This is a genomic window from Gilliamella sp. G0441, assembly GCF_050589305.1.
Taxonomy (GTDB): Bacteria; Pseudomonadota; Gammaproteobacteria; order Enterobacterales; family Orbaceae; genus Gilliamella.
Map to the genome: position 1 here is coordinate 35,168 of NZ_JBNRJF010000011.1, position 12,925 is coordinate 48,092.

Sequence of the window (12,925 nt, forward strand, 5' to 3'; positions counted from 1 at the left end):
AAAACCTTTCAAAGCAGTTTCCTTTTATAACAAAAAAAAACGTTTACTAACCGATAGTTAACAAATTTAATTTTTATTGACAAGCCCAAAAACACACTATATATAGTAATAAAATGATTGATAGGCACTACATATTGTATATTTTGACAAATATCAATTATGATAGGCACCTCAAAAAAACGGGATAAAACTGGATGGAAAATGAATAAATCAATATTTGTGACCAAACGAGATGGTAAGAAAGAACCTATCAATCTTGATAAAATTCACAAGGTTATCACTTGGGCAGCGGAAGGATTAGAAAATGTTTCGGTATCCCAAGTTGAATTGCGTTCACATATTCAATTTTATGATGGTATACGAACTTCAGATATTCACGAAACAATCATTCGAGCAGCAGCCGATCTTATATCGCAAGATGCACCTGATTACCAATATTTGGCAGCACGATTAGCCATTTTTCATTTACGTAAAAAAGCTTACAACCAATTTACTCCCCCACCACTTTACGAGCACGTTAAGAACCTTGTCGCAAGTGACCGTTATGACAAACACCTGCTTGAAGATTATACTCAAGAAGAGTTTGAACAAATGGACAAAATCGTCGACCATTGGCGTGATATGTCTTTTTCATATGCGGCAGTTAAACAACTTGAAGGTAAATACTTAGTTCAAAATCGGGTAACTGGCGAAATCTATGAAAGTGCACAGTTTCTATACATTTTAGTTGCAGCTTGTCTTTTTGCTAATTACCCTAAAGATACACGTCTTAGCTATATCAAACGCTTTTATGATGCGGTTTCAACATTTAAAATTTCATTGCCAACGCCAATTATGGCTGGTGTTCGCACCCCAACACGCCAATTTAGTTCATGTGTACTTATCGAATGTGACGACAGCTTAGATTCCATTAATGCGACGGCAAGCGCAATCGTCAAATATGTGTCACAACGTGCAGGCATTGGGGTCAATGCGGGCAAAATTAGAGCACTGGGTAGTTCAATTCGTGGTGGTGAAGCTTTCCACACTGGCTGTATCCCATTCTATAAATATTTTCAAACGGCGGTAAAATCTTGTTCACAAGGCGGAGTTCGTGGTGGTGCTGCAACGGTATTTTATCCACTTTGGCATTTAGAAGTCGAAAGTCTATTGGTTTTACGTAATAATCGAGGTGTTGAAGAAAACCGTGTTAGACATTTGGATTATGGTGTTCAGATTAATAAATTAATGTATCAACGCTTAATCCAAAACGAAAACATTACGCTTTTCAGTCCGTCAGATGTACCGGGTCTATACGAGGCATTTTTTGCCGATCAAGCAAAATTTGATGCGCTGTATCATCAATATGAACAAGATGTGAATATCCGAAAAAGAGTGGTAAAAGCGGTAGAACTCTTTGCCTTGTTAATGCAAGAACGTGCATCAACAGGACGTATTTATATTCAAAATGTTGACCACTGTAATACTCACAGTCCATTCAATGCTCAGCTTGCACCTGTACATCAATCTAATTTATGTATGGAAATTGCGTTACCAACTAAACCGTTGAATAATGTTAACGATGAAAAGGGTGAAATAGCACTATGTACACTATCTGCCTTTAATTTAGGTGAAATTCAATCGTTAGATGATTTTGAAGAGCTCGCCGATTTAACGGTTCGTGCCCTTGATTCACTGCTTGATTATCAGGATTATCCTGTTCCTGCAGCTCGCAATTCATCCATTAATCGCCGTACATTAGGCATTGGTGTCATTAACTATGCCTATTATTTAGCAAAACATGGGGTAAAATATTCAGACGGTAGCGCTAATAATTTAACTCATCGCACATTTGAAGCGATGCAATATTATCTTTTAAAAGCATCCAATAACTTAGCGAAAGAAAAAGGTGCATGTAACTTATTTAACGAAACGACCTATTCACAAGGTATATTACCGATAGATACCTATAAAAAGGATCTTGATACCATTACAAAAGAGCCATTACATTATGATTGGGAAGCACTGCGTGAATCAATTAAAACTCATGGTTTACGTAATTCAACCTTATCGGCATTAATGCCTTCTGAAACGTCTTCGCAAATATCTAATGCGACTAATGGTATTGAGCCGCCACGAGGATATGTCAGTGTCAAAGCCTCAAAAGATGGCATCTTAAAGCAAGTGGTACCTGACTATAAAGATTTAAAAAATTTCTATGAACTGCTGTGGCAAATTCCTAATAATACGGGCTATTTACAACTAGTTGGTATCATGCAGAAATTTATCGATCAATCAATTTCGGCTAACACCAATTATGATCCGACAAAATTCCCGAATGACAAAGTACCGATGAAACAGTTACTTGCTGATTTATTAACCGCATATAAATTTGGAGTCAAAACACTCTATTACCATAACACACGTGATGGGGCGGAAGATATTCAAGGGGATATTGCACTAACTGAAAGTGATGACGGTTGTGAAGGCGGAGCTTGTAAAATTTAATTGCCTTTTTCGACAAAAATAAAGCATTACTTTAAAAACGTTCGATGGGGATTTTAATCCCCAATAATTGCCCTTTTTTGCTATCGATAGGTAGTGGTAAAAGCAACTAAAATCAGTTAGGAGTACGATTATGAATATGAATTACAGTACCTTTTCGCATGTACATAACGATCAGCTTAAAGAACCCATGTTTCTTGGTCAACCGGTTAATGTGGCGCGTTATGACCAACAAAAATATGAAATGTTTGAAAAATTAATCGAAAAACAACTTTCGTTTTTTTGGCGTCCGGAAGAAGTCGATATATCTCAAGACCGCATTGACTATGCTGCGCTACCCGAGCATGAAAAACATATTTTTATTAGTAATTTAAAATACCAAACATTATTGGATTCGATTCAAGGTCGTAGTCCAAACGTTGCTTTACTCCCTTTAATTTCAATTCCTGAACTTGAAACTTGGGTAGAAACGTGGTCGTTTTCAGAGACGATTCACTCTCGCTCTTACACACACATCATACGTAACATTGTCAATGATCCTTCTGTGGTATTTGATGACATTGTGACAAATAAAGAGATCCAAAAACGTGCGGGTGACATTGCGGGTTATTATGATGATCTAATTAGCTATGCGAGTTATTACAACTTATTAGGTGAAGGTAAACACACAGTTAACAATAAAACCATTACCATAAGTTTACGTGAATTGAAAAAGAAACTGTACCTTTGCTTAATGAGTGTTAATGCCCTTGAGGCCATTCGTTTTTATGTCAGCTTTGCTTGTTCTTTTGCTTTCGCTGAACGAGAACTAATGGAAGGAAATGCAAAAATCATCAAACTCATTGCCCGTGATGAAGCCCTACACTTAACGGGAACTCAATTTATGATTAATACGCTTCGTAGTGGTGAAGATGATCCCGAAATGGCTGAAATAGCTAAAGAGTGTGAACAAGACTGCTATGATCTTTTTTTACAAGCAGCGAATCAAGAAAAAGAGTGGGCAGCATACTTATTTGAAGGCGGTTCAATGATTGGCTTAAATAAAGATATTTTATGTCAATATGTTGAATATATCACCAATATTCGCATGCAAGCGGTCGGGCTTAAACTACCATACGAAGTCAAATCTAACCCGATTCCATGGATCAACAATTGGTTAGTATCCGACAATGTACAAGTTGCCCCACAAGAAGCCGAAATGAGCTCTTATCTAGTCGGTCAAATTGATTCTGAAATCAATGAAGATGATTTGAGTGATTTCACTTTATAGTTAATCTTTTCACTAATACTTTTTTATTCAGACTTGCCTAGGTTTTATATTCAAACCTGGGCAAGTTTTGTCTTTGATGGTTAATCAAATTTACAATTAAGTATCAAAATTATTTTTTCCATTGATATAAATAGCGCTCAATAATTGATTAATGACAATATTAATTGTATGATTAAAATAAGATTAATTAAAAAAAAGCAAAAACAAATTAACAAAAAATTATCTAATTTAAATATTTTAACCTTAAATTTAATGAATATGTGTTATATTGTAATTGTTTTAACCTTTTAAAGCGGTATCGTTAATCAATCTTAAAAAAATTAATTCATTTTTTACTTACATTAAACATGGGTTTTAATATGAAAAAACTTTTATTGAGTAGCCTTATCGGTTTTGTTTTGGTTGGTTGTGGTGAAAACAAAGTGACAGAAGAGATGCTTATAGGTGATTGGGAATGCACTCTTATCGGTCAAGAAGCAAAATGGAAAGATGGCAAATTTGAAGATTATTCCCCTATAAAAACAGACAATGGGAAAATCAAATATTTCATGAAAAACAATACGCTATATTTCAATTTTGGTACTAACGAATCTTATCCTTACAATTTACATTCTTACTACAATAATGAAGAAAAAATCCAATCAAATAATGGAATTACTTACAAAGTACAAAAAACTATCAATTATGTATCACAAAATAAATTCCAAACTTCAGAGTTAACTGAAATCAATTTTGATAATAATGAGATGAGAAACAAAAAAATCAAGGTAGAAGTCACCTGTGACCGCATAACACAATAAATTTTCTAAAAGATTAATAGTATAAACTGTGGCTTGACAGCTATCTTAATAAAGGGGACGATATACAATAATTGAATTTTTTAATTTAATATAATTCCCATGACGCAAGCGCATTTGTTTTATCCTATTTCACCGCTAGATTTTAGAGATGATGAAATCAATATTCATCATCTTAAAATGCAACTTGATCAGTTTCAACAATGGTCGATAATGCAATTTAAACAGAATGCAGACATTGATGAATTAGTGCATCTACGCAGTCAATTTATCGATAAATTACTAGCACGATTATGGTGTTATTATCAAATTCCAGCTCAAACTTCATCACATTTAAAAAAAAATCGTATTGCATTAATCGCTGTCGGAGGCTATGGACGAGCAGAGCTACATCCTCTATCAGATATTGATATTTTAATATTAAGTGATTACCCACTTAATCATGACATCGAAAAACAAGTCAGCGAGTTAGTACGATTGCTTTGGGATCTTCATTTGGATATAGGTCATAGTGTCAGAACGCTAAAAACATGTTTGCAAGAAGCCAAGAATGATATTACTATCATGACCAATCTAATTGAATCAAGATTAGTTGCCGGTAATGATCCATTATTACATGCACTACGACAACACATTTTTAGTGATAAAATCTGGCCTTCTCCTGCTTTTTATCGTGCTAAGATTGCCGAACAGCAAGCCCGACATCAGCAATATCACAGTACAACTTATAATCTTGAACCTGATTTAAAAAATAGTCCCGGCGGTCTACGTGATATGCAGATCATTCAATGGATTGCGATTCGTCACTTTGGCGATGAATTTTTACAAAAAATTGCTGATTTTCACTATCTCACTCCCGAAGAGGTAGACGAATTCAAAACTTGTCGTAAATTTTTATGGCGTATTCGTTTTGCGCTTCATAGTGTCATTACTCGCTATGACAACCGCTTGCTTTTTGATCGCCAATTAAGTATCGCCAAGCTGTTAGGCTATCAAGGTCAAGGAAACGCACCTGTTGAACAAATGATGCATGATTACTATCGAATTGCACATAACGTTACCGAGCTAAATCAGATGTTACTGCAATTATTTGATGAATCTATTCTTGAAATTAATCCAAGCAATAAACCCTATGATATCGATGAGCACTTTCAAATCCGAGAAAAATTAATTGATGTAAAAGATGATAGTATCTTTAAAAAAGATCCGACAATGATATTACAGCTGTTTTACACCATTTTGCTCAATACTCAAATCATCGGTCTCTATTCTAATACCATTCGTCAGTTACGCTCTGCAAGGCGAAAACTTACCACATTATTATGTGAACACCCTAAAGCCAGAACACTATTTATGTTAATCATTAAGCATCCGGATGCCATTGCAAAAGCAATTTTACCCATGCATCGTTATGGTATTTTAGCGGTCTATATACCTGGTTGGAAACATATTGCTGGCATGATGCAATTTGATCTATTTCATACCTATACGGTTGATGAACATACGATACGATTACTCGTAGAGCTAGATAGTTTAAAATCAGAACAAGGAAAACAGAAACATCCTAATAGCTCAACCGTATTTGCTAAATTATCCAGACCTGAACTGTTAATTATTACGGGGTTATTTCACGATATTGGTAAAGGTCATCATGGCGATCATTCTGAAATTGGTGCCAAATTAGTTGAAAAATTTTGTCAATTACATGAGCTTGAAACAAAAGATACCGATCTAATTGTTTGGTTAGTACGCTATCATTTACTGATGTCAGTCACGGCACAAAATCGCGATTTACAAGATCCTGCTGTGATTCAAGAATTTGTTCAACAGGTTAAAAGTCGCCGTCGCCTACAATATTTACTTTGTTTAACTGTTGCAGATGTTTGTGCGACGAACGAAACGCTTTGGAACAGTTGGAAACAAAGCTTAATACGTCAACTGTATTTTAATGCCGAACACTTATTTGACATTGGTATTCACCAAATACCTGAACAGCGGAGTATTGCTCGTCAGCACAAGCAAGATGCACTAACTAGCTTAATTGCACAAAATTATGATGAACAACACATCAAAAACTTCTGGCTAAACTTTCGTGTTGATTACTTTTTACGTTACAACACTGAACAAATTGTTTGGCATGCCCAAAATTTGTTAAACCACGACTTAACGCAAACTTTAGTAATGATTAATCCAACACCGTATCATGGTGGCACAGAAATCGTTATATATTCACCAGACCGACCTTATTTGTTTGCTACCGCTTGTAACAACTTAAGTATGCACAATTTAAATATCCTTGAAGCACTTATCATTACCAATAAACAAGGATTTGCGCTTGATACCTTTATTGTTCTTGAGCCTAACGGCAATACCGTTCAGCCTGATCGCCACGAAGGTATAATAAAAGCACTTGAAAAAACACTACAACAACCGGTTTATAAAGGTGTTACCGTAAAACCACCAAAGCAACGATTACGCTCTTTTTCAGTGCCGACACAAATTAACTTTTTATCATCCTTTAACGAAAGTCAAACCTACATGGAATTGATTGCTTTAGATAGACCAGGACTTTTGGCGTGCGTTGGTGAGGTTTTTGCCAACTTGGAGATTTCGTTAAGAAGTGCCAAAATTGCGACTATCGGCGAACATATCGAGGATTTGTTTATTTTAACCAACAAACATAATCATGCCCTTGATGATGATACCTGTCATAAAGTAAAACAATCCATTATTGTTGCACTTGATGCAATGAATTAATCAATTAAATTAAAGATAATACCTATGCAATTTTTTACTATTTTGTTTCCTATTTTTTGCATTTTCGTGGTGGGATTTATTGCACAGAAAATCTTACATTTTGATGTGGCAAATCTGTCCAAAATGTCACTGTATGTGCTTTCACCCTTTTTGGCATTTAAAACATTTTATACGCATACCTTAACAACAGAATACTTATTTTATATTTGCTATATTTTTGGTCTCTGTGTTGTTTTGGTGATTATTATTTCACTCTGGTCTTTTTTGATGAAATATTCCAGCAAAGAACGTTGTGCAATGATTTTAAGCGCTTGTTTTATGAACAATGGCAATTATGGCACACCGGTACTACTTGTCTTTTTTGGGGCAGTTGGTTTTAATTTGGGCGTAATTATGATGGTGCTACAACAATTTGTCATGAGTACCATAGGTATCTATTATGCCGCAAAAGGAAGTGCTCGTGATGATATCGTTACGCAAAAAGATGTCATTAACAAAGTTATTCGCATGCCTGTGGCGTATGGAGCTTTTTTAGGTATCCTTTTTCAGCTTTGTAACATTCCTTTGTCCAAATCGATTATGACGTCAATTGGGATGATTGGTGACGCATCCATCGTGGTGATTATGATAATATTAGGTATGCAATTAGCGAAAATAAAAATCACTCAACTGGATTATCCAAAATTATCTTTTGCACTCCTCACAAGGATGATTCTATCGCCAATTGTTGCTTGTGCCATGGTCTACTTCATGCCTATTGCGCCAGTATATAAGCAAGTGCTAATCGTACTAGCAGCGATGCCAAGTGCAGCAAACACGACGTTAATGTCGGTTCAATTTGATACGCACCCAGAACTCGTATCAAGTGCCACTTTTTTCAGCACTTTAATCAGTTTAATTACCCTACCTATTGTTCTATCTTTGGTTGGAGCACCTATCCCATATTGATTCATGATCTCTCGAGCTGAGAGATCTTATCTTTCACCATCAAAAACCATTTTTTTGATAAACGTTATCTGGATTCGGCCCTACGCGTAGATTTTGGTTAAGTCCATTAATCGCTTGTATTTCATCTGGAGTGAGTTCGAAATCAAAAATATTGGCATTCTGCGCAATTCGATCCGGATGTGCTGATTTAGGGATCACAATGTAACCATTTTGAATATGCCAGCGTAATGTCACTTGTGATGCTGATTTTTGATATTTATTACCGATTTCAATTAGTAAAGGATCAGTAATAACTTTATTGCGTGCTAGCGGAGACCAAGCTTCAATAGCTATCTTCTGTTGTCGTAAATATTCAACTAATTCGATTTGAGTTAAATAAGGATGAATCTCGATTTGATTAATCATTGGCTTAATGTTTGCTTTGGTTGAGAGTAATTCTAAATGCGAGATTTGAAAATTACAAACGCCGATTGCCCTCACACGCTTTTCTTCATACAGTTTTTCGAACGCCTTCCATGTATCAAAAAAAGTGTCGCTTAATGGCCAGTGAACTAAAAAAAGATCGAGGTAATCAAGCTGTAAATCTTTTAGCGACTGATCAAAACCCGCTAATGTTTTATCATAACCTTGATTGCTATTATTGATTTTAGTGGTAATAAACAATTTATCACGTGCGACATGGCAATCTTTAAGAATTTGCCCGAGTTGCTTTTCGTTTTGATAAAGCTGAGCGGTATCAAACGCTCGATACCCCGCATTAATAGCCGCATTTACTGCACATGATAATTCATCAAAATCAGTTAATTGATAGGTGCCAAAACCGAGTTGCTGCATTGCAACATGATGACTAAGCATAACTTTACTGTTGATCGAAATCGTCATGATAACCTCTTCTATTTTATTCAGATTATTGATTAATTATATCGATCATATAGATATTATCAATTAATTTAGAGTATTATCTCTTCTTCATCACCACCCCACTCTTTTTCGAATTGCTTCACAAACTCAACCAATATAGCGTGACGCTTTAATGCGATTTTTTTAGCAACTTGTGTATTCATCCTATCTTTGAGTAAAAAAAGTTTTTCATAAAAATGGTTTATCACTGTATTAGGCTGTTTATAGTTTTCTTCATTTAATAATGTTCTGGGTAATATAGTGGGATCATACATAATATTGTGCTTGTTCCCTCCGTAATAAAAAGTCCGAGCGATACCAATAGCACCAATGGCATCCAATCGATCTGCATCTTGCACAATTTGTCCCTCTAACGATAACGCCTTTTTTTGAGTAAGATTTTTTCGATATGACATATTTTCAATAATGTCAAAAATGTGTTCTATTTTGTTTTGGCTGATAGTTTGTTGAATCAAAAAATCGTGTAACTCATTAATGGCGTGATTCACATCTGATACCACTTTTTCATCGATAACATCATGAAGATAAGCACTCAAAATCACGATAAAGTGATTGGCTGTTGGTTCATGTTTTAAAATTTGTTGTGCTAATTTAACCACTCTTTCAATATGCGCCATATCATGACCAGAAAAATCGTCAGCAAGTTTTTGTTTAACAAAAGTTTGAACATTATTGATAATTTTTTGTTGATCTAACATTTTTTAATTCCTGATTCAATAAGCTTATTAATACCATTTTTCAAATTAAAAACGGATATTACTATTTTATATCACTAAGCTAAGCATTTAATTAAAAGATCATATTGATTAAATATATCAATCATCACAGAAAGATGATTTTTTAACTCAAGATTATAGTGAGTTATTCTTGATTCCAATTGTTAATCTAAATAATTTTAGCTAAATTTTAATAGAAACAATTTATCACAAAGTCCTACTTGGCAATAAACAATTAAAGACATGACTAATATAAAAGCTACCGTGAAATATATTAAAAATATCATTTCCCTCTGAAATAAACAGAAAAATGTAGAAAATTTATCTTTTTTTATATTTTCTTTAATATCTCTCGATTGTTTTCATGAAATCCGATCGGTAGAATTAACTTTTTAAACCGGATTAAAGCAACTTTTGGGGTTGACTAAGTGAAAATATCAGCGCGTAAAGTTTTGCCTTGGCAACTTATAGAATACTTCACTCGCTATCGCCAATTCTTAGCGCTACTATTAGGTCTTTCAATATTTTTAATTGCACTATTTGTCTGTTGGCATTTGCTTAAAGAAATTAATATCAATGATTTAAAGCTGGCTCTACATCAACTTTCCATTCATGCAGTTTTATTATCCTGTTTGTCCGCAATAGGAAGTTACCTCATGTTAATCGGTTATGAATGGTCAGCTATGCGTTATGCTGGCGTAAAATTGAAATTATCCGTTATCACATTAGGTGGTATTTGTGCTTCAGCCGTTGGCAATGCAATTGGTTTATCTGCACTATCAGGTGGTGCAGTAAGATGTCGACTATATTTTCAATATGGCCTAAACACGATAGATATTGCCAGAATGTCAATTTTTGCCACACTTTCATTGGGTGCTTCGTTACCTCTACTTGCTGCTATTGCCGCTCTCACTCAATCTAATGAAGTCCTACAGTCCTTACATATTTCGGTAATCTTCGTAAAGTTATTAAGTTACACAATTATTGTAATGTATCTATTGTTGTTCAGTTTTTTCTATTTTCATCGATTACCCGAAAAATCCAATCATGCATATCAATCAGTTAAATTATGGCATTGGTCAATTAGATTGCCCTCTATTCGCTTAGCATCTTTTCAATTTATAATTACCTTGTTTGATGTCATTTTAGCCGGTTCAATCCTCTATTTTTTATTGCCTGTGCAACCTAACTTTATCAGCTTTATCTTAGTTTATACTCTTGCTTTGGTTGCAGGCGTTCTTAGTCATATCCCTGCTGGTGTTGGCGTATTTGAAGCAATAATGCTTGGCGCTTTTTCAACTGAAATAGGTCCCGCATCATTGACTCTTGCTTTAGTGATTTATCGAATTATTTATATTTTTATCCCGTTAATCATTGCTGGCATATTGCTACTTTTGAACGAAACAAAACATCATTTAGCCACAAATCAAGTCAAGGAAGATGAAACAGGTTTAGTGGCTCCAGTCATTGCTGCTACTGTTTTTTTTGCTGGTATAGTGATGATGTTTTCGAGTATTACTCCCGGTTTTAATGCACAATTTGTGAATACCTTTATTCCGAATAAAGTTGTCAATTTTGCTCATTTAATATCGAGTTTAATCGGTGTACTATGTTTATTGCTTGCAATGGGATTACGACGACGTTTACTCATGGCATGGAGTTTGTCAGTCGTTTTATTATTTATTGGTAGTATACTTTCAATAATACGTGGATTTCATTGGTTTGAAGCATTCACCTTATTTGTTATTGCCCTTTTACTTATCAAATACCGATATGCTTTTTATCGAAAAAATCGTTTGAGCATATTACCATTATCTTTCAAATCGTTTGTAATCTGTTTTTGTTTGATCGCTTTTCTAGTATGGTTAATATTTTTTATCTATCAAGATGAACCTTATAGCCACTCATTGTGGTGGCAATTAGAATTAGACAGCCGAGTGCCACGAGCATTGCGTGCGGCTTTAGGTAGTTTTATTCTATTAAGTGGCATTATGTTATTTTGGTTATTTCGTCCTGCATTACCCATTTTGACAAAACCAACAAAGAAAGAGCTAAATACCACCTATCAAATTATTTCAGAATCCAAACAACCTGAAGGAGGACTTGCCTTAGCAGGTGATAAGTCACTTCTGTTTAATGAATCACAAACAGCCTTCATCATGTACGCTAAACAAGGTCGAAGTATGGTAGCACTTTACGATCCGATTGGAGATTGTGCCGATCGCCCAGATTTAATCTGGACATTTCGAGACCTTTGCGATCAACACCATTTACGCCCTGTTTTCTACCAAGTTAAAGCAGCGAATTTACCTCTGTATATGGATATTGGATTACAAGCCGTTAAATTAGGGGAAGAAGCCTTAGTCGATTTAGATAAATTTGATCTAGCCAATAAAGGTAACAAAGATCTTCGCTATACCTGGAATCGAGGACAGCGTGATGGACTGTCAATTGAATTTTACACATCATCTACAGCACCTTATGATGAATTAAAAGCAGTATCTGACGAATGGTTAAAAGGAAAAAATGCCAAAGAAAAACAATTTTCGCTAGGGACATTTTCCAAAGAATATCTTGATCACTTTACTATTGCTGTCATCAAACATGAAGGGCAAATTATCGCTTTTGTTAATTTGCTCGAAACCAATCAAAAACAGTATGCCAGTATTGATTTAATGCGAGTAAAACAAGGCATTCCTAAATTAACCATGGAATTTTTTATGGTTGGATTAATCCTTCATTATAAGAATCAGGGGTTTAAATTCTTTAGTTTGGGAATGGTTCCGCTTGCAGGAATGCAACGACGACATGGCGCGCCATTAATTCAAAGATTAGGCGCATTAGTCTTTAAACGAGGTGGACGCTTTTATAACTTCCAAGGTTTACGACGATTTAAAGAAAAATTTGCCACGCATTGGGAACCGCGTTATATGGCTGTACCGGCTGGCTTAGATCCTTTTATGGCAATACTTGATACGACTTTACTCATATCGGGGGGCATAACAGGATTAAAAAGGAAGAAGAGTCGATAA

General features: G+C 35.0%; 8 protein-coding genes. 6 read left to right on the forward strand and 2 right to left on the reverse strand.

From position 1 onward, the window contains the following. Positions 1 to 201: 201 nt before the first annotated feature. The 5 genes from nrdA (at position 202) to ACKJXD_RS09565 (ending at position 8,256) form a co-directional block, all read left to right on the forward strand. The gene (nrdA, locus tag ACKJXD_RS09545) at positions 202 to 2,487 is read left to right on the forward strand and encodes a class 1a ribonucleoside-diphosphate reductase subunit alpha (protein ID WP_430876156.1); all 2,286 of its coding nucleotides are present in this window, start codon (positions 202 to 204) and stop codon (positions 2,485 to 2,487) included. Between the two features lie 136 nt (positions 2,488 to 2,623). Next, positions 2,624 to 3,754, forward strand: a complete 1,131-nt coding sequence (nrdB, locus tag ACKJXD_RS09550) for a class Ia ribonucleoside-diphosphate reductase subunit beta (protein WP_363317376.1) — start codon at positions 2,624 to 2,626, stop codon at positions 3,752 to 3,754. 359 nt (positions 3,755 to 4,113) lie between these two features. Next, a complete protein-coding gene (locus ACKJXD_RS09555; protein WP_220215644.1) occupies positions 4,114 to 4,554 on the forward strand; it encodes a hypothetical protein in 441 nt (146 codons plus the stop codon). Positions 4,555 to 4,653: 99 nt separating this feature from the next. After that, positions 4,654 to 7,308 (forward strand): bifunctional uridylyltransferase/uridylyl-removing protein GlnD, encoded by a 2,655-nt coding sequence (glnD, locus tag ACKJXD_RS09560; RefSeq protein WP_430876157.1) that lies wholly within the window; start codon positions 4,654 to 4,656, stop codon positions 7,306 to 7,308. Positions 7,309 to 7,332: 24 nt separating this feature from the next. Further along, entirely contained in the window at positions 7,333 to 8,256 is a 924-nt protein-coding gene (locus tag ACKJXD_RS09565; RefSeq protein WP_430876158.1) for an AEC family transporter, read from the forward strand. A 39-nt stretch (positions 8,257 to 8,295) separates the two neighbouring features. Here ACKJXD_RS09565 and ACKJXD_RS09570 read toward each other — a convergent pair whose 3' ends face one another. Together ACKJXD_RS09570 and ACKJXD_RS09575 are read right to left on the reverse strand one after the other, a co-directional pair. Next, positions 8,296 to 9,138, reverse strand: coding sequence for an aldo/keto reductase (locus tag ACKJXD_RS09570; RefSeq protein WP_294829300.1), 843 nt, complete (start codon positions 9,136 to 9,138; stop codon positions 8,296 to 8,298). Between the two features lie 68 nt (positions 9,139 to 9,206). Then, positions 9,207 to 9,875 carry an HD domain-containing protein gene (locus ACKJXD_RS09575; protein WP_430876159.1) on the reverse strand — a complete coding sequence of 223 codons (669 nt, stop codon included), beginning with the start codon at positions 9,873 to 9,875 and terminating at the stop codon, positions 9,207 to 9,209. Positions 9,876 to 10,321: 446 nt separating this feature from the next. Between ACKJXD_RS09575 and mprF the strand changes: the two genes are divergently transcribed. Beyond that, positions 10,322 to 12,925 carry a bifunctional lysylphosphatidylglycerol flippase/synthetase MprF gene (mprF, locus tag ACKJXD_RS09580; protein ID WP_430876160.1) on the forward strand — a complete coding sequence of 868 codons (2,604 nt, stop codon included), beginning with the start codon at positions 10,322 to 10,324 and terminating at the stop codon, positions 12,923 to 12,925.

What these genes read in the sequence shown, in the direction of transcription:
- nrdB (WP_363317376.1), top strand. Translation starts at nt 2,624, where the DNA reads ATGAATTACAGTACCTTTTCGCATGTACATAACGATCAGCTTAAAGAA.
- ACKJXD_RS09555 (WP_220215644.1), top strand. Translation starts at nt 4,114, where the DNA reads ATGAAAAAACTTTTATTGAGTAGCCTTATCGGTTTTGTTTTGGTTGGT.
- ACKJXD_RS09565 (WP_430876158.1), top strand. Translation starts at nt 7,333, where the DNA reads ATGCAATTTTTTACTATTTTGTTTCCTATTTTTTGCATTTTCGTGGTG.
- nrdA (WP_430876156.1), top strand. Translation starts at nt 202, where the DNA reads ATGAATAAATCAATATTTGTGACCAAACGAGATGGTAAGAAAGAACCT.
- ACKJXD_RS09570 (WP_294829300.1), bottom strand. Translation starts at nt 9,138, where the DNA reads ATGACGATTTCGATCAACAGTAAAGTTATGCTTAGTCATCATGTTGCA.
- glnD (WP_430876157.1), top strand. Translation starts at nt 4,654, where the DNA reads ATGACGCAAGCGCATTTGTTTTATCCTATTTCACCGCTAGATTTTAGA.
- ACKJXD_RS09575 (WP_430876159.1), bottom strand. Translation starts at nt 9,875, where the DNA reads ATGTTAGATCAACAAAAAATTATCAATAATGTTCAAACTTTTGTTAAA.